The sequence below is a fragment of the Streptomyces sp. CA-210063 genome, from assembly GCF_024612015.1.
Lineage (GTDB): Bacteria > Actinomycetota > Actinomycetes > Streptomycetales > Streptomycetaceae > Streptomyces.
Window position 1 is genome coordinate 405210 of sequence record NZ_CP102512.1, and the last position, 23309, is coordinate 428518.

At 70.9% G+C, this 23309-nt stretch carries 21 protein-coding genes and 3 pseudogenes; 5 read left to right on the forward strand and 19 right to left on the reverse strand.

What is annotated here, in order from left to right; genetic code table 11:
- Positions 1 to 70 precede the first annotated feature (70 nt).
- The 6 genes and pseudogenes from JIX56_RS01740 to JIX56_RS01765 all read right to left on the reverse strand — a co-directional run.
- Positions 71 to 214 (reverse strand): annotated as a pseudogene (locus tag JIX56_RS01740) (alpha/beta fold hydrolase); the annotation flags it as partial.
- A 162-nt stretch (positions 215 to 376) separates the two neighbouring features.
- The gene (locus tag JIX56_RS01745) at positions 377 to 1078 is read right to left on the reverse strand and encodes an SDR family oxidoreductase (RefSeq protein WP_257536962.1); all 702 of its coding nucleotides are present in this window, start codon (positions 1076 to 1078) and stop codon (positions 377 to 379) included.
- 274 nt (positions 1079 to 1352) lie between these two features.
- Positions 1353 to 1922: a TetR/AcrR family transcriptional regulator gene (locus JIX56_RS01750; RefSeq protein ID WP_257536963.1), complete on the reverse strand. Its 570-nt coding sequence runs from the start codon at positions 1920 to 1922 to the stop codon at positions 1353 to 1355.
- A 59-nt stretch (positions 1923 to 1981) separates the two neighbouring features.
- On the reverse strand, positions 1982 to 3280 hold the full coding sequence (locus JIX56_RS01755; RefSeq protein WP_257536964.1) for an SNG1 family protein: 1299 nt from the start codon (positions 3278 to 3280) through the stop codon (positions 1982 to 1984).
- A gap of 478 nt (positions 3281 to 3758) precedes the next feature.
- A pseudogene (locus tag JIX56_RS01760) lies at positions 3759 to 3881 on the reverse strand (XdhC family protein); the annotation flags it as partial.
- Between the two features lie 268 nt (positions 3882 to 4149).
- Positions 4150 to 4965, reverse strand: a complete 816-nt coding sequence (locus JIX56_RS01765) for an oxidoreductase (protein WP_257550696.1) — start codon at positions 4963 to 4965, stop codon at positions 4150 to 4152.
- A gap of 179 nt (positions 4966 to 5144) precedes the next feature.
- Between JIX56_RS01765 and JIX56_RS01770 the strand changes: the two genes are divergently transcribed.
- The gene (locus JIX56_RS01770; protein WP_257536965.1) at positions 5145 to 5372 is read left to right on the forward strand and encodes a hypothetical protein; all 228 of its coding nucleotides are present in this window, start codon (positions 5145 to 5147) and stop codon (positions 5370 to 5372) included.
- Here JIX56_RS01770 and JIX56_RS01775 read toward each other — a convergent pair.
- The 7 genes from JIX56_RS01775 to JIX56_RS01805 form a co-directional block, all read right to left on the reverse strand.
- Positions 5359 to 6510: an acyl-CoA dehydrogenase family protein gene (locus JIX56_RS01775; RefSeq protein ID WP_257536966.1), complete on the reverse strand. Its 1152-nt coding sequence runs from the start codon at positions 6508 to 6510 to the stop codon at positions 5359 to 5361. The two genes, JIX56_RS01770 and JIX56_RS01775, sit on opposite strands and share 14 nt — an antisense overlap.
- 206 nt (positions 6511 to 6716) lie before the next feature.
- Positions 6717 to 7292, reverse strand: a complete 576-nt coding sequence (locus JIX56_RS01780; protein ID WP_257536967.1) for a hypothetical protein — start codon at positions 7290 to 7292, stop codon at positions 6717 to 6719.
- A complete protein-coding gene (locus JIX56_RS01785) occupies positions 7289 to 8674 on the reverse strand; it encodes a hypothetical protein (protein WP_257536968.1) in 1386 nt (461 codons plus the stop codon). The genes JIX56_RS01780 and JIX56_RS01785 overlap by 4 nt, the downstream gene beginning before the upstream one ends.
- Entirely contained in the window at positions 8671 to 9504 is an 834-nt protein-coding gene (locus JIX56_RS01790; protein WP_257536969.1) for an ABC transporter ATP-binding protein, read from the reverse strand. Before JIX56_RS01790 ends, JIX56_RS01785 begins: the two co-directional genes overlap by 4 nt.
- Positions 9501 to 10355, reverse strand: a complete 855-nt coding sequence (locus JIX56_RS01795) for a zf-HC2 domain-containing protein (RefSeq protein WP_257536970.1) — start codon at positions 10353 to 10355, stop codon at positions 9501 to 9503. Before JIX56_RS01795 ends, JIX56_RS01790 begins: the two co-directional genes overlap by 4 nt.
- Positions 10352 to 10912 carry an RNA polymerase sigma factor gene (locus JIX56_RS01800; protein WP_257536971.1) on the reverse strand — a complete coding sequence of 187 codons (561 nt, stop codon included), beginning with the start codon at positions 10910 to 10912 and terminating at the stop codon, positions 10352 to 10354. Before JIX56_RS01800 ends, JIX56_RS01795 begins: the two co-directional genes overlap by 4 nt.
- A gap of 599 nt (positions 10913 to 11511) precedes the next feature.
- Positions 11512 to 12297 carry a DUF5995 family protein gene (locus JIX56_RS01805; RefSeq protein WP_257536972.1) on the reverse strand — a complete coding sequence of 262 codons (786 nt, stop codon included), beginning with the start codon at positions 12295 to 12297 and terminating at the stop codon, positions 11512 to 11514.
- Positions 12298 to 12576: 279 nt separating this feature from the next.
- On the opposite strand from JIX56_RS01805, the gene JIX56_RS01810 reads away from it, so the two are divergent.
- Together JIX56_RS01810 and JIX56_RS01815 are read left to right on the forward strand one after the other, a co-directional pair.
- Positions 12577 to 13428 carry an MBL fold metallo-hydrolase gene (locus JIX56_RS01810; RefSeq protein WP_257536973.1) on the forward strand — a complete coding sequence of 284 codons (852 nt, stop codon included), beginning with the start codon at positions 12577 to 12579 and terminating at the stop codon, positions 13426 to 13428.
- A 174-nt stretch (positions 13429 to 13602) separates the two neighbouring features.
- Complete coding sequence (locus JIX56_RS01815) at positions 13603 to 14418, forward strand: SAM-dependent methyltransferase (RefSeq protein WP_257536974.1); 816 nt, start codon at positions 13603 to 13605, stop codon at positions 14416 to 14418.
- Positions 14419 to 14420: 2 nt separating this feature from the next.
- Here the strand turns inward: JIX56_RS01815 and JIX56_RS01820 are convergent.
- Positions 14421 to 14513: pseudogene (locus JIX56_RS01820) on the reverse strand (TetR/AcrR family transcriptional regulator); the annotation flags it as partial.
- A gap of 39 nt (positions 14514 to 14552) precedes the next feature.
- The gene (locus JIX56_RS01825) at positions 14553 to 15170 is read right to left on the reverse strand and encodes a TOPRIM nucleotidyl transferase/hydrolase domain-containing protein (protein ID WP_257536975.1); all 618 of its coding nucleotides are present in this window, start codon (positions 15168 to 15170) and stop codon (positions 14553 to 14555) included.
- A gap of 92 nt (positions 15171 to 15262) precedes the next feature.
- On the opposite strand from JIX56_RS01825, the gene JIX56_RS01830 reads away from it, so the two are divergent.
- Together JIX56_RS01830 and JIX56_RS01835 are read left to right on the forward strand one after the other, a co-directional pair.
- Complete coding sequence (locus JIX56_RS01830; RefSeq protein WP_443032016.1) at positions 15263 to 16357, forward strand: MFS transporter; 1095 nt, start codon at positions 15263 to 15265, stop codon at positions 16355 to 16357.
- A gap of 137 nt (positions 16358 to 16494) precedes the next feature.
- Entirely contained in the window at positions 16495 to 16785 is a 291-nt protein-coding gene (locus JIX56_RS01835) for a hypothetical protein (protein ID WP_257536977.1), read from the forward strand.
- A gap of 173 nt (positions 16786 to 16958) precedes the next feature.
- Here JIX56_RS01835 and JIX56_RS01840 read toward each other — a convergent pair whose 3' ends face one another.
- The 4 genes from JIX56_RS01840 to JIX56_RS01860 form a co-directional block, all read right to left on the reverse strand.
- Positions 16959 to 19010, reverse strand: a complete 2052-nt coding sequence (locus tag JIX56_RS01840; protein ID WP_257536978.1) for a calcium-binding protein — start codon at positions 19008 to 19010, stop codon at positions 16959 to 16961.
- A gap of 771 nt (positions 19011 to 19781) precedes the next feature.
- Positions 19782 to 20804 carry a sulfotransferase gene (locus tag JIX56_RS01850; protein WP_257536979.1) on the reverse strand — a complete coding sequence of 341 codons (1023 nt, stop codon included), beginning with the start codon at positions 20802 to 20804 and terminating at the stop codon, positions 19782 to 19784.
- Between the two features lie 116 nt (positions 20805 to 20920).
- Entirely contained in the window at positions 20921 to 22159 is a 1239-nt protein-coding gene (locus JIX56_RS01855; protein ID WP_257536980.1) for an acyl-CoA dehydrogenase family protein, read from the reverse strand.
- Between the two features lie 139 nt (positions 22160 to 22298).
- The gene (locus JIX56_RS01860; RefSeq protein ID WP_443032017.1) at positions 22299 to 23300 is read right to left on the reverse strand and encodes a glycoside hydrolase family 43 protein; all 1002 of its coding nucleotides are present in this window, start codon (positions 23298 to 23300) and stop codon (positions 22299 to 22301) included.
- Positions 23301 to 23309: the final 9 nt, after the last annotated feature.

The window sequence follows — 23309 nt, forward strand, 5'->3', positions numbered from 1 at the left end:
TCAGGCACCACCCCCGGATGGGGGTGGCTACGGCACTCTCGGGGCGCTCACGCCACCGCGTTCAGCAGGCGCCGCGGCGACCGCCCACCTGGAGGAACTCGTCCACGTAGTCCTCCCGCAGCGCCCTCTTGTCGACAAGGCCGCCCTGCAGGATCTTGCGGAGGCCAGGCTTGGGCTCCACCCCGGCGATCACCGGGCCCACCCGCGAGGGTGTGGCTGGTGGTCCCCGAGATGTGGATCGTGGGACGTGACACTGGTGCGGGCATCGCTCCGACTCCCTGTGTCCGAACTGCGCATGGGTGATCTGGTCGCGGTGCGGCAGCGAGGGCCGTGACGCCGATGGCGCGCGGCCATGGCCCTGGCTGTGATCCGCGACCTACTTCGCCAGCTGGGGATACAGTCCTGCCAGGTCGCCGGCCAGGCCCGTCTTGACCTGCCGCGAGATGTCGTCGGCGAGCACCTCGTACGCTCCCGCCTCGACGCCGTCGAGGGCGAGCGCGGCGATGTCGCGAGGGTCGGACTTGGGTGCGTCGACGCCGGCCGTCAGGTCCGTGTCCACGTATCCCACGTGCAGTCCGGTGACGGCGATGCCACGCGGCTGCAGCTCCAGGCGCAGGGAGTTGGTCTGCGACCACAGGGCGGCCTTGGAGGCGCTGTAGGAGCCGCCGATGGCCAGCCAGGACAGCACGGAGTGCACGTTGAGGAGGTGACCGCCGCCGTTGCGCTCGATGACCGGCACGAAGGCCCGGGCGAGAAGCAGCGGGCCGTAGAAGTTGGTCTCGAACTCCCGGCGCACGTCGTCGACCGGGGAGTCGAGGAAGGACGCGCCGACCGACGCACCGGCGTTGTTGATCAGTACGGTCACGTCGTCGGCCTGTGCGGCGGCCGCCGCCACGGAGGCCGGGTCGGTGACTTCCAGCGCCACCGGGACGGCGTCGGGATGCGTCACGCCGCGCGGGTCGCGGGCCGTGGCGTAGACCTTGCCGGCGCCGCGCGCATAGAGCTCCTCCACCAGTGCCTTGCCTATGCCACGGCTGCCGCCGGTGACGAGGACGTTTGCGCCTTTGAGTGCGGTCATGACTGCCTCCACAGATGAGAAACCGATCGGTTTCCACCACTGTAAACCGATCGGTTTCCGAGCGCAAGCCCTGACTCAGGGCGGTCGGCATCCAGTGGTGTCGAGACAAGGGCCCATGCGCCCGGGGGAGCCGCCGGAAGAACGCCGCCGCAACCGCGGCCGCGGTTGCGGTACCCCCTCACGGACCGCCTACGGCACCTGAAGCGAGTCGTGCCACTCCCGCAGCCTCGAAGAGCACATCGGTCACCTCGAGCCTCCTCGCAGAGGCGATGCGTCAGCGCATGTCGGCCGCATCGAGCAGCGTGACCGCAGTGGGCGCGATGAGCCCTGCCAGGGTCTCGGCGCCGATGCCCGCGCGGGCACTGGCGCCGTCGAAGACCAGCATCAGCTGCCGGGCCAGCAGATCCGGGTCGCTCGCCCCACCCCGTTCGGCCTCGGCTCGGAAAAAGGCCTTCAGGTGGCCCTTGACCCGCCGGGCCACCCGGCTCGCGGGGTGACTCTGATCCTTGAGCTCGATCTGCACAGCCAGGTAGGCACAGCCCTGGAACCCAGGCGCACCCGCCCGCGACTCCAGCTGCTCGAAGACGTGCAGGACCCGCTCACGAGCCGAACGCCGATCGTCCGCCTCAGGCAGGAGACAGACCGCGTAGGAAGCGGCCAGTCGCTCCAGACTCGCGGCCAGCAGCTCACCCTTGCTCTCGAACAGCTTGTACATCGAGCGCTTCGACACACCCGCCGCCTTGCACAACGCATCGACGCCGATACTGACGCCCTCGCGGTAGGCGAGCGTGGCCGCCGCCTCCAGCAGCCGCTCTCGGGGAGTCGCCTTCACCTCTGTCGTCATGGTGGGAGGCTAACTCGGTTTTCGGGAAATGAAAACCGATCGGTTTACCGGTGTCTCCGCTACGTCGGGATGACAGTCCCCTCGGGCTTCTTCTCGGCCGGGATGCGATGCAGCCCCTTGCGGTCGTACCAGCCCGTCACGCCGAAGCCGAACAGCGCGGCCGCCATGAGCCCGACAGCCATCATGAGCCAGCCCCGCGTCAGACCGGCGTCGGCCTGGGCGTCGTAGTAGAGGATCGAGCGGAGACCGTCGGTGATCTGCCGCAGTGGCTCGAACTCCGCGAGGAAGCGGTAGAAGCCGGGCAGCGCCTCGATGGGGGTGGTGGCGCCGGCCGTCGGCACCGCCATCCCGATGAAGACCAGCGTGACCACCAGCATGCCGGGCGTGCCGAAGACGGCGAGGAGGGCGAGCGCACCGATCCCGGAGACCGCGATGGCGCACACCGAGTACAGCCACAGCAGCGGCAGATGGGCGGCATGCATCCCCATGACGCCGACCGCCCCGACCATGACCAGGGTTCCCATCAGCAGGGACAGACCGATCATCACAGTGCTGCTGATGGCGAGGGTCTGCACCCGGGTCGCCCGGATCAGCGGGCGGTGCAGGCGTATCGGGCCCAAGTCGTTGTGGGTGTAGCCGAGGGCGTGGTCGACCTGACCGCTGATCACATTGGCGGAGAGCATGCCGCAGACCACCAGGGCGAGCGCGTAGTAGAACGCCGTCATGCCCAGGCCGCTGTGCGAGTCGAGCGGATGGCCGTCCTCGACCGTGACGGCGGCCGGATCGGCGAGCAGGACGCGCGCCGCGGCGGGCAGCTTCGCCCGCCCGGCCGCGTTCTGCGCGGTCAGCTCCTTGCCCGCCTGGAGCGAGGCGTTCTCGGCCGCCTGCGTCGTCGCCGTCCGCGCCAGGCCGGAGCCCATGCTGCCGGCGGACTGGTTGGTCAGCACCGTCAGCGTCGGACGAACCGGGGTCCCGGTGGCCGTGGTGCCGGTCAGTGCGGTGACCGAGGAGGTGAAGTCGGCAGGGACGACGAGCGCACCGAACAGCTTGCCCTTGCCGAGCTCCTCCCGCACCTCCTTCTCGTCCATCACCTTCCAGTCGATCTTGTCTCCGCCAGTGGTGGACTTCGCGATCGACTCGGTGATCTGCGCCCCCAGGTTGACCTGCTTGCCACCGACAGCGGCTCCCTTGTCGGCGTTGACCAGACCGACGGGCAGTTTCTTCAGGTGATCGACCGGATCGACGTTGGCACCGACATACAGCACGGTGAAGAGCAACGCCAGGAGACTTGTGATCACACCGCTGGCGATCCACAGGGGCTTCGCGCGCAGGACGCGGAAGGGGGCGGTTCCATTCATGACTTACTCCGGTCTCGACAAGCACGACTGCGTCAGAAGGAGACCGCACGGCATCATTGCGGGACGGACTCCGCGGTACGTTCAGCCCTCGGCGCGTGCGCGCCTCGGAAGAGCGGTAGACCTCTCGACTCGGCGGCGACCCTCCGACGGGCACGGGTGTTTCCAGCCGTCCGGACACCGGGACGGACGACGTGAGAGTTGCGTGACGACCCGCGCGCGCATCGCCATCAGGCCCGGAACAGCACCGAGTTGGTACTCGTGCCCGAGGCCGATCAGGCGGTCGCCCTCGCGGGTGCAGCGTGGCTCGCCGGTTGCGCGGCCCCAGCCCAACCAGCGGGCGCCGACCTGGAGCACTCGCGCAGTCGCCGGGTACAGAACGGCAGCCCGTCGGTCCGGTCCTCCTCGAGTTCGTTGCGCGGCAGGCGGATGGCGAGCTTGGCGTCGCGGGTGAGGACGCGGATCGCGGTTCGGGCGTGCGGCGCGCGGGAGTGGCGAAGACGGGACGGGCGTCGCAGACCGTGACCCGGTAGCCGAGGAAGCGGCCGGCCCGGCAGAGGGCGGCGGCGAAGTCGACGGCGCCGAAGATCGGCATGCGGGCGGGGCGGCGTCGGTGTGGACGAGGACCGAGAGCTCGCCGAGAACGCTGAGAGTTCGGCCGAGGAATTCGTCCGGGCCGTCGACGATCTGGGCCACGGCGGCGGGTCTGCCCCCGTACGACTTCTCGGGTTGCCGACAGGTCTCGCCGCGCGCGGGGTCGCCCTTCACACGCAGCCGACGCCGGACATGATCTGCCCCAACGTGCCGAACCCGCACCTTCCAGCCACACCGTCAGCGTCAGGCACGCATCGCCCCGCTGACCGCGGCGGGTGTCAGCCGGCCAGCTGGTTCATCTTGCGGATCTGCTTGTCGAAGATCCCCGCAGGAGCGATGCGGCGCAGTGTGCTGGCGCGTCCGGCGAGGGGACCGGCGGTGTAGCGGAGCTTCGGCTTCGGGTCGGTCGCTGCCGCGACGATCACCTTGGCCACGACGGCGGGGTCGTCGCCGTCCTTGATCGCCGCCTCCATCATGCGGTCGACGGCGCGCCGCTGGTCCGCGTAGACCTCCAGGGGTGTGTCGGGCCGCGGGCTGTTGGCCTCGAACCCGGTGCTGGTGTGGGCGGGTTCGACGACAAGCGCCCGGACGCCGTGCTCACGGACCTCGTGGTCCAGGGACTCGGAGTACCCCTCGACCGCATGCTTGGACGCGGAGTAGACGGCCATGTAAGGCGAGGGGAGGAAGCCGACCACGGAGGAGATGTTGATGATGCGTCCGCGTCCCCGGGCGCGCATGTGCGGCAGGACTGCCTTCACCATGCGCATCACACCGAAGACGTTGACGTCGAAGACGACCTGGGCCTGCGCGAGGGAGTTCTCCTCGGCCGCACCCATCAGGCCCGTACCGGCGTTGTTGACCAGGACGTCGATCCGTCCGAACCGGTCGGCCACCTGCTGGACCACAGCGGTGACCGACGCGTCGCTGGCCACGTCCAGGTCGAGTAACGACACACCGCCGAGCGGGGTGACGCGCGAGGTGTCGCGGCTCGTGCCGACCACCTCGAACCCGGCCGCGACCAGCGCCAGCGCGGTTTCCTTCCCGATGCCGGAGGAGGCACCCGTCACAAGCGCCACCGGCCGATTTGTCGTCATCATGCACTCCGGAACCCGTAGAGAAAACTGATCGGTTTCCATCACCGTAAACCGATCAGTTTCCGCGCGCAAGTCCAAGGAGGGAACTGATCCCGGGCCACGCCCCGGCCCCGTTCAGGTAGAGCTGTCAAGCGCCTGCTGGAATGACGGCGCAGACAGGGTCAGCACGCAGGAGAGACGTGAGAGCGTCATCCAACACACCGACCGGCAACCGGCCGTGCCGCTCCATGCCGAAGTCCGCACAGCCCGGCGCGAAGAAGCCCAGCCAGGACATCTTCCTGGTCCGCGTCGGCCAGGAGGCCAAGGACGCCGGCGTGTGGGTGTTCGGCGGCGGGCTGAAGGACCACGACGTGGTGCCGCACTCGACCACGTCCCGGGCTGTGGTGAGCTCCATCAATAAGATCTGAGGCCCATGCTGCGGGCGATGCCGTTCCGCTGGATCTGGCTGGTCCCGCCGGAGATCGTGGCGACGATCGACTCCCGGTACCGGAAGCTCATCACACTCTCCGTGGAGAAACCGTGCCCCGCGCAGACCTGCATCCCGAGCCGGGCCGCCGCCACATACGTCTCCGACCCCTTCAGCTTCGCCATCGAGCCCTCCCGCGTGCAGGGCTTCCCCTGTGCCAGCAGCCACGCGGCGCGGTAGGCGAGCAGCCGGGCGGAGTCGATCTCGGTCTGCAGGTCGGCCATGGCGTGGGCGAGCGCCTGGAAGTTGCCGATCGGGCGGCCGAAGGCGTGCCGGGTACGGGCGTACTCCAGCATCTCGTCCAGCGTGGCCTGTGCGGCGCCCAGATACCCCCCGCTGATGATCACCTTCTCCAGCTCGATGTTGGAGAGCATGACCTTCCAGCCCTCGTCGCGCGGACCTACGAGGTTCTCCTTCGCCACGAGGGCGTCGTTGAAGAAGATCTCGTTCGTGCCGAGGATGTGCCGGGCCAGCGTCGGCGTCCGGCGCACTTCGACGCCCTCCGTCGACGGATCGACGAGCAGCAGGCTGATACCGCCGTGCTTGGGCTCGCGCGGCCCCGTGCGCACATAGGTCGCGATGGTCGTGTCGGGCAGCCCCCCGCCCGTGCACCAGGCCTTCTGGCCGCGCACGAGGAAGTGGTCGCCGTGGTCCTCGGCGGTGGTGCGCAGCGCCGCGGCGTCCGATCCGCTGTCCGGCTCGCTGAGGCCGACGGCGAGCCGGTGGCGGCCCGTCATCACCTGCTCACGGATGAACGCGCGCTGCGTCTCGTCGCCCCATCGGAACACGGTGATCCCGGGGATGAGCACCCCGATGTAGCACATGGCCACATCGAAACTCGCCCGCCCCAACTCCTCGGCGATCAGGATGAGTTCGAGCGGCCCGCCGCCGTCACCGCCCTCGTCCTCACTGAACGGAAGAGAGAACCACCCCAGCTCGGCCATGCCCCGGAACAACTCGGGCGGTACGACACCCTCCTCGTCCCATTCCTTGGCCTTCTCGGCCGGGCACACATCGGCGACGAACTGCCGTGCCGTCGCGCGCAACAGATCCTGCTCGTCGGTCAGCCCGAAGTCCACGGCCACTCCTCGCCACGAGTCGACTATTCATCTACCTAATTATTCTATGTTAGCTGATAACTGGAGGGGCGACAGGGGGTCGTCCGTCCTCGCCGTCGGCGATCTGGTCCTGGTGGAGAAGACCCGTGAGGCAAGGTCGACTGCCAGGCCCCCGGCCCGCTCGCGGCGCTTACGGCACCACCCAGGGCAGCGGCGCTACGGACCGGCTACCGTCTCGGACCTGCGAGAGCGTAGGCCGCGGTACCGGCGGTCGCGAGGACCAGGGCCGTCCAGGTGGCCGTCGGGGTGCCGGGCGGCAGCAGCATCCAGGTCGCCACCTGCGTCGGCACGCCCGTCGGGGGCGGGGCGAAGACCGAGAACGACAGCCAGGCGATCGGCGGAGTCCAGGCGTACCGCGCCCCGCACGCCACCGCTCCGAGAGCGACGAGGCCCATCAGCCCCGCGCTGTCGCGGACGACGAACGCGGTGGCGGCCAGCTCCGCGCCCGTCGTCCGCGCCGCGAGGAGCACGGCGCAGACGACCGTGCCGATGAGCAGCACGTGTGCCGCTCTACGGGGCCGCCAGCGGATCGCGGCCGTGCGGTCCAGCGCGAGGTCCTGCCCGCCGAGGCCGATCGATGCCGCCGTCACTCCGGCGACGAGGACGAACACGGGTACCTTCGGATCCACCGGTCCCCCGCCGCCGTCCCGGACGAGTGCCCACACCGCCACGGCGCTGAGCACCACCGCGGCGAGCGACGCGGGCACCTGCCGGGAGCGCGCGTACAGCGTCAGCCATCTCACCGGGACGTACCGCCGTCCAGTATGTCGAGCGGGTAGCCCTCGCAGGAGACGGCGGCGGTGTGCGCCGCCCTGATACGTGCGACCTGTTCGGACCACGGCAGCGCCTTGAGCTCCGTCCACACCGGGCGGGCCGCCTCCAGCTGGTCGCTCGACGAGTGCACGGTGCCGCCGAACGGTTTCAGGTCCCCGAGGACCCAGCTCGCCACGACGCTCTGCGCGGCGATCTCGCCGAGCGTGCCGCTCTCGTTGGCGCTGCGGGCGAAGCAGATCGGCGCCAGGCCCTGGGCCAGCACGGCCCGGGTCAGCTCCTCGCCCTTCGCGTCGGCGATCAGGCCGTCGTCGAAGTCGACGAGCACGGCCGTGCGGGAACGTTCCGGCGGTTCGACGTCGAGGATGCCCCGCAGCGCGGTGCCCTCCCGGACCGAGACCGGTGCCTGGCCGCCCAGGACGTCGTGCAGGAGACGCAGCGCCTTCTTCCCGGGATCCGCGAGGTCGGCGAGTCGTGCCTCGTGCGCCTTCGTCACGCACACCGGGCCGTCGCACACCTGCGCGGCGGCGGCCTCGTCGACGACGTACGTCCGGCGTGGGTCGGAGGGAAGGACGAGCAGGGCGACGGCCGCGCCCACCAGGAGGGGTGTCAGCGCGAGGAGCCGGGCGCGCGGGGTCACGGCGGTCAGGAGGGCGAAGCCCGTCGCGGCCATGCCGAGCAGCCAGACCGTCTGTCCGATGTGCACGGCGGCGGAGAGGGTGAGGAGCATCTCGCGCACCTCGCCCTGCACCGGTGACAGCAGCGAGATCCGGTTCGGCACGGCGGCGGTCGGCACCGCCCAGTCCGTGGACTGTCGCAGGAGGTTGGTGAGCACGAAGGCGGCCACGGCCAGCACGGGCGGGGTGAGCGGGGACGGCAGGCTCCGCCCGACCCCCAGGCCCAGCATGGCCCCCGCGACGAGGGCGAGTACGCCGACCAGCGAGATCGGCAGCCAGCCGAGGTGCGTGTACTCGGTGTCGCCGAACACCTGGACCGCGCCCAGGAGGACGAGGAGCGCGAAGGCCGCGGCCGGCGCGATCGCGGTCGCGCCCGCCGTCGTGGCCGCGCGGTGCCGGGCGGGCCGTGGCGTAGTCGTCAGAAGCTCGGACATCTTCGAACGGTGGTCGCGCAGACCCTGGAGCGCCCCGAGCGCCACGGCGAGCGGCCACAGGAAGACCAGCAGGGAGCGGGTCCACAGGGCCATGGACGTCCACTGGGCCGTCCACTGCGCGGTGCCCCTCGACCACGCTCCGGACTCCAGATACAGGAACGCCACCGCGGTCGCCAGAAGTATCGCGGACGCCCACGGGGAGGCGGAGCGCCTCGACTCGATGCGCAGGACGCGGACGTTCACCAGGTGCCCCTTCCCTGCTCGGGATCGAGCAGCAGCGCCGAGTAGCCGCGCTCCAGCGGGCTGTCGCCCACGTGCTCGGGGCCGCCCGCCGCGGCCAACTCGTCCGGGGTGCCCTGGAAGACGAGCCGACCCTCGGCGAAGAGCACCACGTCGGTGCAGGCGGCGGCGACGTCCTCCACCAGATGGGTCGAGACGACCACGCAGGTGTCCGTGCCCAGCTCCTGCAACAGCTCGCGGAAGCGCAGCCGTTGGGCCGGGTCCAGGCCGACCGTCGGCTCGTCGAGGAGCAGGATCGCCGGGTCGTTGACGATGGCCTGGGCGATCCCGACGCGCCGGACCATGCCACCCGACAGGGCCTTCATCCGCTCGTCGGCGCGGTCCGCGAGGCCGACCCGCTCGACCGCTCGCTGCACCGCCGCGGGGATGTCCTCCTTGGGAACCTCCTTCAGCCACGCCATGTACTCGATGAACTCGCGCACCGTGAAGCGCTTGTAGTAGCCGAACTCCTGCGGCAGATAGCCGATCCGGCGGCGCAGCGCCCGGTGTTCGCCCAGACCTCCCGCGGACTCGCCGAGCAGTTCCAGGGTGCCCCCGGCGGGGCGCAGCACAGTGGCCAGCGCCCGGATGAGAGTGGTCTTGCCGGCCCCGTTGGGGCCGAGCAGGCCGTGCACGCCGGTGCCCAGCGACAGGTCGAGCCCGTCGACGGCCATCCGTTTCCGGCCGACCCTCACCTTCAGCCCCGTGGCCCGGATCTCCCAGGCGTAGGGCGTCGGCGCGAGGTCGGCCGCGCTCACCGCGGACATCACGTGGTGTTCCTTCCCGTTGGTCATCGATGGGTTCCCAGCACGGTGTACGCGCCCCTGCGGGCGATCACGACACCGATGCCGAGGGTGAGAATCAGCCCCCACACGGGCAGCCCGTCCGTCTGCAGAGCGAAGGACGTACGGCTGGTGGCCAGGGTCGGCGCCACGACCACGGCCGCCCACAGCGCGACCAGCGCGACGGCGGCACGGGTCACGCCGACGACTCCGCCGAGCGCCAGGGTCGCCGAGGTGAACGCCAGACAGGGCAGCAACCACTGCGCGGCCGTCACCCCCGTCACCCATCCGCCCGCCAGCAGCGCGGGGACGACGACGGAGAGCACGGACGCGGTGCGCCTCAGCACCAGGGGAAGCCCGGCCCTGGGCACGGAGGCCGTCAGCTCGTACGCCGGGTCCAGTCCGCGCGACCACGACGCCGCGACGCCGAGCACGGGCAGGACGGGAGCGAGCAACAGCACCAGCGACACCTCGCCGGAGCCAGTGCCGTAGCCCGTGCCGGTGCCGTAGCCCGTGCCGGTGTCGGCCAGGTCGAGCAGCAGCGCGAGCAGTGTCACGCTCATGACCATGGCCAGCCACGGCACCATCGTGGGCGTCAGCCACCTCGACAACCGTGCCGACCAGCGTCGTCGGCGGGGCATGGTGGCGGTGGCGGCCAGCCGGGGTTCGAGGTCGGACCACACGGTGCCGACCAGCGCCGCCACGGCAGGCGCCGTCGCCGTGGTGGCGGCCGACAGCCGGTCACGGCAGAGCCGGCACCCCTCCAGATGGGCCTCCAGGGCCCACACCTCGTCGGCGGCGATGTCCGTGTCGCCGCGCGCGTAACCGTCGATGATCCGCGTCGACGCGTGTTCCACGCTCATGCCAGCGCCCTCCGCATCTCGGTCCGGGCCCGGCGGGCACGGGTCTTGACGGTGCCCTCGGGCACGCCGAGCAGGACCGCTGTCTCCCGGACGGACAGTCCGTCGAGGACCATGGCCTGCAGTACCTGTCTGAGTTCGGGTGCGAGGCGTCGCAGCGCGTCCCCGACGTCACCGCCGACGGTCGCCGCGAGCGCCTCGTCCTCGGCGGCGGGCGCCACGGGCTGCGCGGCGGCCGCGGGCGGCGGCTCCGCATGATGGGCCCGACGCCGGAACGCGTCGACGAGTCGGCGCGCCGCGATCGTCCACAGCCAGCCGACGGCGCTCCCGCCGACCGCGGCCCCGGCGAACGCGCCCGCCGCACGCCACACCGCCAGATATGTCTCCTGCATGACCTCGGCGACGATCTGCTCGTCGGCGCAGCGGCGACGCAGCCGCACCACCAGCCACGGCGCGGTACGCCGGTACAGCTCCTCGAACGCCGCGCGGTCGCCCCTGGCCACCAGCCGGACGAGACGTTCCTCGTCCAACTCGCCCGGTGCCTTCCTGACTGATCTCACACCCGCTAGACGCCGGCCCCGGGCGACAGGTTTTCACCTCGGTGTGATCCCCGTCACTGCACCCCGGGTCAACGGGCTCACCAGCGCCTTCCTGAGCCTTCCTGGCCCCTCGCGGATTTCGGCGCGAGGCGGGTGAACACCTTCCCCTCCGCCCTGGCCACGCCTCTGCGGGACTCGGCGTCCCACAGCCCGCTGCGCGGCCGGCCGACGCTGAACCGGAGAATGCCTGGGCGCAGGGCCCGGCCGGGGGCGCGAACGCTACGGCACGCGACCCGGCCTTCTGCGAGCCGCTGGTGGAGAGTCATTCGACAGCCCTGCACGGCTACTTCGCGCGACGCGCGCCCAGAGCCGCCGACGATCTGCTCGCCGAACTGTGGCTCCAGGCGTACGCGACGCGACGCGGCTTCGACCCGGCAACCCGCGGCTCCGTACGGGCCTGCCTGTTCGACGTGGCCAGGAACATGCTCTCCGCGTGGCCAGGAACGTGCTCTCCGCTCACTGGCGGCGGGTCGCAGCGGCCCGCCCGGACATCCCGCGGGCCACCGGGGACGACACCCCCTGGGCAGTCGCGGCCGGCGCCGGGCACGCCGGGTCGCGCCTCACCCCCTCCTCTGCCGGGCGGAGGACCGCTCCATGGTGTTGTCCAGGTGGGCGATGACGGCCGGCACGTCATCGCTCTCGGTGCTCCGGATCAGCTGCAGGGCCGGCCGGACGAGGCCGCCCGGTCGCGCTGTCAACCGTGCGAGCACGGCGGCCCGGATGTCGAGCCGCTCGATGGTGGCCTCGCGCTCCTCTTCGTTCTGCCCGGCCAGCAGGACGGCGTTGTACCACGCCTCCTCGCGGGACTGACGGACACTGAAGTCGAGGATCCGCTCGTCGGTGCGGGCTCCGACCTGATCCAGCAGCGACATGAGGGGCGACAGGGCGCCGACCGAGTCCTGCACCGCCAGCGCCACCCGCGCGAGGATGTCGTTGATCAGCAGAAAGTCGCGCCGCAACGCGTGGATGGCCTCGCCCGGGCTGGTCCGCGCGGCGGCGATGGCCAGGTCCAGGTTGATGTGCGCGTTCACGCCGAGTATCAGGTGCTGGACGATGACGGTGTCGGCGTCGTCGAGCAGCCCGAACGCCTCGCGCCAACAACGCGGCCCGCTCCGGTCACGACGCCAGGCGTCGTACGCGTCGAAGTAGCGGTTGCCGAAGAGCGTGTCGAAACGGTCCATTCGGGCGCCGTCGTCGAACAGCCCACCGTGAATGGCCGTACGGACCTCAACGGTCACCTGCCGGTACAGCGCCGTGAAGTACCCGACCCGGTCACCGGCGCGGCCGGCCTCCCGCACGATTCCCGCAAGCCCGTCCACGACATCGTCGATGTTCTCTGCCGCCATGCCCAACTCCCCTCTCACGATCCCTGGTTCGGCCCGCGCTCTGGCTGCTGCCCGCAGTGCCGATCACCGCCCCGTCCTACCACCGCACACCGGGAAGGGCCCCCGCCTTGCGAGAACCGGGACGACGCGAGCCCCGCCCGTCCGCCCGCCACAGCCACGGCCCCCTCATCGTCGCTCTCTGAAGCGGACCGTCACAGGTTCTGCGTTTGACGATGGCCCGCCACGGGGCTGCACTGGATTCATGGACGCTGCGGCGACTCCGTCCTAGGGAGAGCAGCGATGACAACTATGGAAACCTTTCATCTCCTCCAGCCGTACAAGATCGCCGAGGAAACGTTCGTCATCCCGTGGGCACTCGAGGCCCCGCCGGTCGGCCACTTCCCGATGAACTCGATGGTGATCCGCGGAGCCGAACCGGTCCTCGTGGACACCGGCGCGCCGGCTGTGCGGTCCCAGTGGCTGGAGGCCGCCTGGTCCGTCGTGGATCCCCTGGACGTACGGTGGATCTTCCTCACCCATGACGACCGCGACCACGCCGGCAACCTCTTGGCGGTCCTCGCCGAATGCCCGAACGCGACCCTGCTGACGACATGGTTCTCCATCGGCCGCATGGCCGAGGAGTGGGAGACACCCATCAGCCGGTGCCGCTTCATGACCGACGGCGACACGATCGACGCGGGCGACCGCACTTTGGTCGCCAAACGACCCCCGCTGTACGACAACCCCACAACCCGCGCCCTCTTCGACCCGAAGACCAACGTCCTGTGGGCGGTCGACACCTTCGCCACGAACGTGCCGAGCCCGATTCCCGACATAGCCGCCCTGACCGCGGACGAATTCCGCGACGGCCAATTCTTCGGCGGCCGCCTGGTCTCCCCCTGGGCCGCGCTGCTGGACAGCCAGAAATTCGGGACAGTCGTGGACTACTTCCAACGCCTGAACGCAGAGGTCATCGCCGGCTGCCACTGCCCGGTCCTCCGCGGCCCCCAGATCTCCGAGGCCTACGACATCCTCCGCCGACTCCCCGAGATCCCCCCGTGGGCAGAGTTCACCCAGGCCGACCTGGACCAGTGGATGGCGGTCGCCGAGAGCTCGGTCCCCCCGGAACAACCGCGTCCGTCGGGGACGTGACAGCGGCAACGGACCGTGCACATCGACCAGTGGAGCCTCGTCGACGTCAGCCGCCGGCAGCCGATTCTCCGGACGCGAGGGGAACGGCAGCGGCACAATAACGCCACGTCACGCCGCAGCGGGCCTCAACTGCCCGCCACCATCGGATCCTTGGGCGTGCGAGGAGAGGAAGACGTGAGCGAGAAGCAGGCCGCCGACACCCCACAGAAGCGACCCGATACCGGCACGGCGCACAACGCCCGCGTCTGGAACTACTGGCAGGGCGGCAAGGACAACTACGAGGTCGACCAGCAGGTCGGTGATCACGTCGCCGGCTTGATTCCCATCATCCGTGACATCGCGTTCGCCGACCGGCAGTTCCTCACTCGCGCCGTGCGTCACCTGGCCGAGGTGCGAGGGATACGCCAGTTCCTCGACATCGGCACCGGCCTGCCCGCTCTGGAGAACACCCACGAGATCGCCCAGCGCATCGCGCCCACGTCAAGAATCGTGTACGTCGACAACGACCCTGTCGTGCTCGCGCACGCCCGCACCCGGCTGACCAGCACCGAGACCGGCGCCGCGGTCTACATCGACGCCGACGCGCACGACCCGGACACCATCCTGCGCATCGCCGGCGAGACACTCGACTTCACCAAGCCCGTCGCACTGATGCTGCTCGGCATCCTCAACTTCATCCTCGACGACACGGAGGCGCAGGCCATCGCGCGCCGCCTTCTGGAGCCGCTCGTCCCCGGCAGCTTCCTCGTGCTGACCCACCCCACCACCGAGCCCGAACTCGGCGGCGATCTCCAGCTGGAGGCCATGGAATTCTGGAACGCCAACGCCAAGCCGCCGGTCACCGCACGCAGCAGCAAGGAGATCGGCCAGTACGTCAACGGCCTCACACTCCTGGATCCGGGCCTCGTCTCGTGCTCCCTGTGGCGCCCCGACCCTGGAGACGAGCCCACGGTCGTACCCCAGTTGGGGGCTGTGGCGGAGAAGCACTGACACCGTAGTTTGTGGTCGTCGAGGCGGTCGGGGTCGTCGACCAGGGCGCCGGCCGGGCGTCGCTCCAGGCGTGCCCGGGTGGCCAGTCGGATGAGCGCTTACGCCCCGGCGTACCTGCCTGCGGGGACAGGCCGTCACAGGCTGGCGAGGAGGTCGTCCAGCGGGGTGGGCACCTGGTCGGGGGCGAGGGCTTCGACCAGGAGGCGGCCATAGCGGATCTTGCGGCCCTTCTTCGTGCCGATGAAGCGCCGCAACTGCTGGTGCCGGGGCCGGCCGTGCTGGGCGGGCTGCCGCATGAAGGTCTGCCAGGCGCGCAGTTCGTCCTCGGCCCGGACGATCTCCTCGATCCGCGCCACGCCCAGCGCGCGGATGAGCTCGTCCTCCAGGTCCGCCGTGCAGACGAAGACGCTCGGGCGCGGCACCCAGGCCGGGTTGAGGCCCCGGTCGAAGAAGGGCTTCTCGCGCTCGTCGCACAGCCCGATCAGGCGCAGGCCGAGACCGGACGGCCCGAGAAGTCCTGCGTAGCGGCCGACGCTCATCGCACCGCCCATCGGCACCACGCACACCCCCTCGGCCGCCAGGTCACGGCCCCGCCCCGCGGCCAGCGCCTCGACGGCCGCGAGGTCGCTCAGCCCCTCCAGCAAAACCACCGTACGCACCCCCAGGAGCTCCGCCAGCTCCCCCGCCGGCCCGCCGGAGCCACCGCCCGCCCAGCCTGTGACCTCGTCCCGGAACATGCGCATGTCGACCATGCCGGGGAGTCTGCTACGTCCACCGACGGCAGCGCACGCGATATTCGGCCGCGCGACCGCACAGGCATGTCGCGCCTTCGTGCCACCGTCGCATCCGCCGGGCCGGCGGCGTCAGGGCGCGTGCGGCTGTGGGCGAGGTTACCGTCGGCGGTATGGGGGTGCTGCTGCTGACAGGTAACGCCTCGGACGCCGTGGGCAGGCGTCCGGTGCTGTCGTGGGGCCTGGGATGCGCGGCCGCGAGTGCCGTCTGCTTCCTGTGCGCCACCGCGCTGGGCTGGCTGTATGCGGGGCGGCTGCTGTCGGGCCTGTCCGCCGGCCTGTTCACCGGGGCCGCCACGGCGTATGTGTTGGAGTTGGCGCCGCCCGGCGGCGCCTCGCGGGCCACGTTCGTGGCGACCGCCGCGAACATGGGCGGGCTCGGCTGCGGTCCGCTGCTCGCCGGGGTGCTCGCGCAGTACGCCGAGTGGCCGCTGTATCTGCCGTTCGTCGTTCACCTCGCCCTGGTGGCCTGCTCGGCCACCGTCCTGCTGCGACTTCCGGAAACCGTGCGGGAGCGTCGGCCGCTGAACACCGTACGGCCGCAACGGCCCAGTCTGCCCCCGCGGGTGCGGGCGGTCTTCGGGCCTGCGGCGGCTGCCTCCTTCGTGGGGTTCGCCCTGTTCGGGGTGTTCACATCGGTCAGCCCGGCCTTCCTCTCCCAGTCTCTGAACGTGCACAACCACGCGGTGAGCGGGCTGGTGGTCGCGCTGGCCTTCTTCGCCTCGACCATCGGGCAGCTGGCCGTCGGCCGGGTCGGCGTGAGCCGGTCGCTGCCCCTGGGCTGCGCCGCGCTCCTCGCCGGGCTGGCGCTGCTGGCGGGCGCACTGCGATGGGATCTGCTGCCGCTCGTGGTGCTGAGCGCCGTCGTCGGTGGGGCCGGGCAGGGGATGTCGTTCCGCGGAGCGCTGTCCGCCGTGGCCGCGACGTCCGAGGCGGACCGGCGCGCGGCCGTGATCTCGGCGCTGTTCGTGGTGGCTTACGCGGGTATCTCGGTGCCGGTCATCGGTGTGGGGGTACTGGCGGAGACGATCGGCCTGGAGGGCGCCGGGCTGGTGTTCATCGCGTGCATGGCCCTTCTGGTGTCGACCGCCGGCGTCTACCTGCTCCGGCGGCCGGTACCGGCTACGCAGGCCGGCGGGGTGCGCTGAGCAGAACACGCGACCGGCGGTCCCGGGCCTGCCTCCCAGCGCGCGCACGACTCCGTGAACCTGCGGGGCGGCAAGGTGCGTCCGGCCGAGTCCTGCGGGTTTCATGGCTGCACACTCGGCCGTTTATGATCTTGGTTATGACTGTGCAGAACTCCGACAAAACGCTCTCCCGTAAACAGCGGCTTCAGGAGAAGCAGCGCCGCCAGTTGTCGGTCGTCGACACCGTGGACAAGGCCGAGGTCAAGGTCCGCAAGGCAGAAGCGGAACTGGCCGTGGCGGTCACAGAGGCGGTACAGGTGTTCGGCGACGAGCAGTCCGCGTCCGAGGCGCTCGACATGTCGGTCGAAGCGATCCAACGCTTCCTTCGCATGGCGCAGGACGAAGCGGCCGGCGCCGGCAACGTCACCGAAGCCGCCGGCAAACCCTGAGTCGGTTCCAGGGGCGAGGGCGGCCGCTCAGTTCACGGTTCCCGGGTGCGCGGAGGTGGCTGCCTGAGCGGTGGGCCGCCTTCAGGTGGAGATCCGGGGATCAAGGGGGTGCGACGAACGGGCGCGGGCCCCGCGCGTCGTCGTGCGGGGCCCGATACAGCGGGTGTCGCGGGTCAGGGGCAGCTGATGCGGATGTCGCCCGGGTCCGTCGTGCAGGTGTCCGTGTTGGAGCCGCCGTTGGCGGTGTCGTTGCCGGAGACGTTGTCGACGGTGTTGAGGTTGTCGCTGCCGGAGTTGCCGATCAGATTGTCGGTGCCGGGACCTCCGTTGAGGGTGTCGTTGCCGAAGCCGCCGTCGAGGCGGTCGTTGCCGTATCCGCCGTGGACGGTGTCGTTGCCGTAGCTCGCGTTGACGGTGTCGTCGCCGCCGAGGGCGCAGATCACGTCGCTGCCGAAGGTGCCGGTGATGGTGTCGTTGCCGCTGGTGCCGACGCGGGTGCAGCCGCGGGCGTTGTTGACCGTGGTGGTCGCCGTGGCGGTGTTGTTGCCGGAGTTCGGGTCGGTCTGCGTGGCGCCGACCGTGGCCCGGTCGGTGAGGGTGCCGGTGGCCCGGGGCTCGGCGGCGACCGTCACCGTGGCGGCGGCTCCGGGGGCGAGGGTGCCCAGGGAACAGCTCGCGCTGGTGGCTGTGGTGGTGCAGGTCCCCGAGCCGGTGGTCGCCGAGACGACCGAGACGGCGACGCCGCTGAGCGTGTCGGACAGGGAGACGTTGGTGGCGGAGGTCGTGGTGCTGTTGTTGGTCACACGCACGGTGTAGGTGGGCCGGTCACCGATGCTGACCGTGGTGGGACCGGACTTCGTCACCGACAGGTCCACGCCGGCCGGTGGCGGCGGCAGTACGCCGCCGCCCTCGAAGCGGGCCAGGGCGAAGTCGCTGTCCGGTCCGCCTCCGCCGCCGGCGACGATCTTTCCGTCGGACTGGAGGGCCAGGCCATGGGCCGCGTCGGCGCCGCCGAAGTCCGCGGTCGCGATGCCGCCGGTGCCGAAGCCGTTGTCCTGGCTGCCGTCGGGGTTGTAGCGCAGGACGGCGAAATCGCCGCCGGGCCCGTTGCCTCCGGCGATGACGATCCGGCCGTCGCTCGGCTGCAGCGCCACGTCCGCGGCTCCGCCGCCTCCGGGGGTGAGCACCTTGCCGTCGCCGTCGAAGCTCGTGTCCAGGGTGCCGCCCGGGTGGTAGCGAGCCAGGGCGAACCTGCCGCTGCTGCCGCCGGCGGCGACGATCTTTCCGTCCGGCTGGACCGCGAGCCCCTCCACGGACTCGTATGCGCCGAAGTCGGTGCGCTCGATGCCGTCGCCGCTGAAGCTCGTGTCCAGGATGCCGTTCGCGTGGTAGCGCAGGAGGACGAAGTCGAAGCGGGTCGTCCCGACCTGACCCCCGACCACGATCTTGCCGTCGGGCTGGAGCGCCAGGGCGCGCCCGTCGCCGCCCTCCTCAGGCAGCTCCGGCGCCGGATCGTTGCTCACCTGGCCGTCGCCACCGCCGAAACTCGTGTCCGGGGAGCCGTCGGCGTTGTAGCGGGCCACCGCGACCCCGGCACCGCCGAAGCCGACGGCCACGATTCTGCCGTCGGGCTGCACCGCCACGTCCCGGGCCTCGTCCGGGCCCCCGAAGTCGGTGAACACCCTGCCGTCGCCGCCACCGAAACCCGAGTCCAGCGTGCCGTCGGCGTTGTACCGGGCCACCGTGAACCAGCAGCAGTTCTCGTACCCCCGCCAACTGCTGCCCACCACGACGATCTTGCCGTCGGGCTGCAGCGCCAGGGCGTGGGCCTCGCTCCACTGGAGGTCCGGGTCCATGTTGTTGATGGGGGTCGTCACCGTGCCGTCGCCGCCGAAGCCGGTGTCCGGGGTGCCGTCGGCGTTGTGGCGGGTCAGCGCGAAGCGGCTCTCCGACAGCGAGTAGTCGATCGAAGCGCCGACTGAGACGATCTTGCCGTCGGGCTGCACCGCCACGTCGTTGGCGCGATCGTCGTCGGCGAAGCCGGTGAGCACCTTGCCGTCACCGCTGAAGGTGGGATCCAGGTCGCCCGGGGCCGCGGCCGCGGTGCCGGGGAGGGTCAAGATGAGTGCCAGGACAGTCGCCGCGACGGTCCCGGCCCGGGCCGGCAAGGACCGGCGGCGTTCGCTGTCTCGCCGCCGCGCCGGTCGCACATGAGGTGTGAGCATGGGCGCCACCTTTCCGCCGTTCGCGCACACGGGCGGCCACCACGAGCGGCGTTGCACTCACCGGACGCAGGAAATTCGTCCGAGCGGGCGAGTGAGCGCGGGCAGCGGCCCGGGCGCGCCGTCAGAGCGCAGCCCTCGCACCGCCGGGCGCGTTGCCCCCACCACCGGGAGTGGCCTGGGTCCTCGTCGCCCCGCGCGGCACGGCGCCCCGCCGAACGGTCAGACGGCGCGGCAGAGCACCGCCGGGCCGGCGGGTGCCGCGGTGCGGGCCACGGTCGTGTGCACGGGACGGGCGGTGACGGCAGGTGGCCGCGGCCTGCGAGCGGTTCGGCGCGAAGACGACGAGGCGCGGCACCGCGAACCGCGCGTGCCGGCGAGTGCGGAGGCGGACAGGTGGACAACCTGCTCGAGCACCGCGCCGGGTGCCGCCACCAGCTGCCGCAGGGCAGGCATCGCCACACAGGTCACCGCATACGCAGCCCGCCGCGGACCCGGCCGACTGCGCATGCTGGCGCCAGGTCGCATGCCTGCCCCCGCCGAAGGTGAAACGGGCGTGCAGCTCGGTGGCGAGAAGCGTGGCGACCGTGGTGACCAGGGCGTTGGCCAGGCCCCAGGGAATCCAGGAAGCGAGGGCCGCCACGGCGAAACTGGCGGCGAGCCCCACCCCGCGCCACACTCCTCGTTCGTTGCCATGGATGAGGGTGAACGCCGGCGTGCGCCGCCGCGCCGCCCATCGGTGAAAGCGGCTGCGGGCGAGCGTCAGGGGACCGGTCATCCCTCCAGGACGTGGGTGCCCGGGGCGCAGCTGTCCCGCAGTTCGGCCAGTTCGGCGGCGGGCAGGCTGCGGGCGGAGCCTCGCCGGCTGTGGTCGAGGAGGACGGACGCGGCGTGCAGCCACCGTGGCAGGGGGGCCACGCCGATGAACTCCGCCAGACGGGTCAGCTCTTCGGCAGGGTGGTCCAGGAGGCGCTCGTAGGCGAGTGCGGTGCGCCGGTCGGCGGGGAGCCGGGTGAGGAACTCCGTTCCCTCGGTGACGAGTTCGGACCACACGGCACCGAAGGTCCGCAGGGGGATGTGACGGTCGCGTACGAGGGCGGGGTCGAAGCGTTCGTCGAGCAGGGGTGCCAGGTCCGGGGGCAGCGCGCGGACGTGCTCGGGGGTCAGGTCGGTGAAGCTGTCGATGCCGGAGCGGGTCTTGATCTCGCGGAGGAGGGAGATCGCGCGGTATCCGGGATGGCGGCTCATGGACAGGGCGCAGTCCGGGCCGTCGCGGAACATGTGCACGAACTTCGCGTCCGGGAAGGTCTCCCGCAGCCCCGGTGCCCAGCCGGTCGAGTAGCCGGAGCGCTCCACGACGGCGGTGCGTCCGAACCGGGCGCAGAGCAGTCCGAACAGGGCCCGGTGGTGCTCGGCGGCGGTGCGCTCCGGCCACCGGACGATCGCCGCGCCCAGTTCGTCGAGGAGTCCGTCCGGGTCGTCGGTGAGGTGGGGCAGCACCATCAAAGAGAGCGCGGGAATGCCGGTGGTCCGCGCCGCGTACCTGCCGGGGCGGCGGGTGTGGAGGAACTCCGGCAGCGGCAGCCCGCTGCGGATCATCCGCTCGAAATGCGGCGCGGGCCGGAAGAGCGCCTGCCAGAACTCCTCGCCGCCCACCTTCCCCGCGGGGAAGGCCGCGTCGCCCACCGAGGCCATGAACTCGTTCAGGCTCAGCACGTCCGGGTGGGCGTTGAGGATGCGGGACAGCGCCGTCGAACCGCTGCGCCCCGTACCGAAGACGAAGGTCAGAGAACGCATGATCCCCCTTTCGAAGAGTGCGATCGGTGCCGTCCATGGGCATCCACCGCGCGTACGGTCCCACTCTGCCCGGCCCGACAGGGCGCGCACCCGTACCTGAACCCGTACTCCCGCCTTCAGAGATAGCCGGGGAAGGGTTGGACCCCCATGAGGACCGCGCCGGCGCCGTCGTACATGCCCTCCTGGAGGAAGGCGTGCTGCGGTACCACCGAGGCGTCGCGCAGGTGGCGCTGGAGAGGGCTGTCGTCGGCGATGGCGCCGATGCCACCGAGTTGGTACGCGGCCCGGGCGACCTCGAAGGAGGTCTTGGCGAGGTGTGTGGAGGCCAGACGCAGCATGCTCGCCTGGTCGGCGGTGGCGGGGTCGCCCGCCTCGACCGTCGCCCACGCCTCCTCCGTGGCCTCGTAGAAGAAGGCGCGTGCGGACCGGAGTCGGGCTTCGGCCTGGCCGACCGCTGTGCGGTAGGTGGCGCGTTCGGCGGGCTTGGGGGCACCGGTGTAGGCGGACCGGCCGCCCTGCGCGATGACGTGGTCGAGGGCGGCGCGGGCGACACCGAGGCCGACGACGGCCAGGACCTGGGAGGCATAGGGGACGGTCGGGTAGCGGTAGAGGGGTTCGTCGACGGTGGGGGCACCGCCGCGGACGAACGTCCACTCCTCGGGTACGACGGCCCCGTCGACCACCAGGTCATGGCTGCCGGTGCCGCGCAGGCCGATGACGTCCCAGTTCTCGGCGATCTTCACCTGGTCGGGGCGCAGTACGGCGGTGAGGGGCCGTCCGGCCCTGCCCTCACCGGCCCTGCCCTCACCGGCTTTGCCCTCCCCGGCTTTGCCCTCCCCGGCTTTGCCCTCCCCGGCTTTGCCCTCACCGGCCTTGATGCCCACGCCGAGGACGTCCGCGCCCATGCAGCCGCTGGCGAACCTCCATCGGCCCGAGACCCGGTAGCCGCCCTCGACGCGCTCGGCGGGCTGTACGGGGAACAGGCCGCCCGCGAAGGCGACGTCGGGTCCTTCGGCGTACAGCTCGGCCTGGGTGTCGAGCGGCAGCGCGGCCAGATAGACCAGGGCCGAGCCGAAGCTCGCGACCCAGCCGGCCGAGCCGTCGACGACCGATATCCGCTCGATGAGGCGGAGGAATTCCGCGGGAGGAAGGGCATCGCCCCCGAAACGCTTCGGCGCGCTCGCCCGGTAGAGTCCCGCGTCCTTGAACACCGCGATCATGTCTCGCGGAATGTGCCGCCGCTCCTCGCATTCGGCCCGCCGCTCCTCGACCACGGCCAGCACCCGGTCCAGCCTCGATCCCGAGGGCGAACCGCCGCCGGCCGCGGCCGCCGAGGAATCCAGCGTCTGGGTCATGAGAGATCCCCTCGCACTGCCGGACGGTTCACTGCCCCGCCCTGCCATCACGCCAAGTGCGTCAACTGTCCTTCATCCACGGCGACTTGAACCACATGCTGTGCGGGATTCCCTCTCCGCGATTCGCGTTCCTCCGCTGTCATCCGCCGCCGTCGAGGTCGGTGCGCTGACGCAGTACCCGCAGCTCGTGGCCGTGGAGCCGCATCTCGTACAGCTTGCCCCGTGCGTTGTCGAAGGGGCGGTGCAGGACCATCATCAGGCGGCCGTCGAAGGTGGTGAACAACATGCCGTGGCCGCTGTCGTCCCGTACCAGCGGCCGTCGCTGTCGCCACGGCCCCGTGATGTCGCCGGACTCCGAGACGGCGTAGGTCTGCACGTATCCGCCGCTGATCGTGCCGTCCTGACCGATCAGGTTCTTCTCGTACGTCGACCACAGCATGAGCAGCGACCCGTCAGGGGCACGGTGCAGTTGCGGCCCGTCGGTGATGTAGGGCGGGAGCTGATGCGGTGCGCCGCCGGGGATCTGCTCACCGAGCCAAGGCGCGTCCGAGCCCTTGAACAGGAAGAGAGGATCTCCGAGCGTCCGGGAGAGGTCCGGGGCCAGGCGGATCGCTTCCATGGTTCCGTCGATGGTCTGCAGCCACTCGTGCGCGTAGATCATCCAGGGTTGTCCGGACGGGTCTACGTAGAGCGTGCCGTCGAGGGTCATGAGGTTCTCGGGCGGGGTGGGACGTGAGGGGTCGACGACCGTGAAAGGGCCCAGCAGCGAGTCGGACGCGGCGGTGATGGTGCCGCGCATGTGGTTCGGGATCTGGAACGGCGTGCCCCATCGGTTGGGTGGGGGCACCGGCAGGGGTCTGTCCGCGTTGTGCAGGGTGGTGAACAGGTAGTACTTGTCGCCCCATCCGTGGACCTCCGGCGCCCACGCGCCGTCGGTCGCCCAGATCCCCGGTTGTTCGGCGGTCAGGAAGACCACGACGGGACGCGTCCAGTCACGCAGGTCATGACTGCGGTAGACCATGGTGCCCGTGCCGTCCACGCCCGATACGGAGGGGTCGTTGGACGTGTAGAGGTAGTAGGAGCGGGTCGCGACGTCGGCGACGATGTACGGATCGTGCAGCGGCATGTCGGGAAGCCGCATGAGTTCGGT

Excerpts from the sequence above, each read along its gene's own strand:
- JIX56_RS01825 (WP_257536975.1), bottom strand. The coding sequence starts at position 15,170 with ATGGTCGACATGCGCATGTTCCGGGACGAGGTCACAGGCTGGGCGGGC.
- JIX56_RS01810 (WP_257536973.1), top strand. The coding sequence starts at position 12,577 with ATGACAACTATGGAAACCTTTCATCTCCTCCAGCCGTACAAGATCGCC.
- JIX56_RS01745 (WP_257536962.1), bottom strand. The coding sequence starts at position 1,078 with ATGACCGCACTCAAAGGCGCAAACGTCCTCGTCACCGGCGGCAGCCGT.
- JIX56_RS01790 (WP_257536969.1), bottom strand. The coding sequence starts at position 9,504 with ATGACCAACGGGAAGGAACACCACGTGATGTCCGCGGTGAGCGCGGCC.
- JIX56_RS01840 (WP_257536978.1), bottom strand. The coding sequence starts at position 19,010 with ATGCTCACACCTCATGTGCGACCGGCGCGGCGGCGAGACAGCGAACGC.
- JIX56_RS01850 (WP_257536979.1), bottom strand. The coding sequence starts at position 20,804 with ATGCGTTCTCTGACCTTCGTCTTCGGTACGGGGCGCAGCGGTTCGACG.
- JIX56_RS01860 (WP_443032017.1), bottom strand. The coding sequence starts at position 23,300 with ATGCGGCTTCCCGACATGCCGCTGCACGATCCGTACATCGTCGCCGAC.
- JIX56_RS01805 (WP_257536972.1), bottom strand. The coding sequence starts at position 12,297 with ATGGCGGCAGAGAACATCGACGATGTCGTGGACGGGCTTGCGGGAATC.
- JIX56_RS01835 (WP_257536977.1), top strand. The coding sequence starts at position 16,495 with ATGACTGTGCAGAACTCCGACAAAACGCTCTCCCGTAAACAGCGGCTT.
- JIX56_RS01755 (WP_257536964.1), bottom strand. The coding sequence starts at position 3,280 with ATGAATGGAACCGCCCCCTTCCGCGTCCTGCGCGCGAAGCCCCTGTGG.
- JIX56_RS01765 (WP_257550696.1), bottom strand. The coding sequence starts at position 4,965 with ATGACGACAAATCGGCCGGTGGCGCTTGTGACGGGTGCCTCCTCCGGC.
- JIX56_RS01750 (WP_257536963.1), bottom strand. The coding sequence starts at position 1,922 with ATGACGACAGAGGTGAAGGCGACTCCCCGAGAGCGGCTGCTGGAGGCG.
- JIX56_RS01855 (WP_257536980.1), bottom strand. The coding sequence starts at position 22,159 with ATGACCCAGACGCTGGATTCCTCGGCGGCCGCGGCCGGCGGCGGTTCG.
- JIX56_RS01795 (WP_257536970.1), bottom strand. The coding sequence starts at position 10,355 with ATGAGCGTGGAACACGCGTCGACGCGGATCATCGACGGTTACGCGCGC.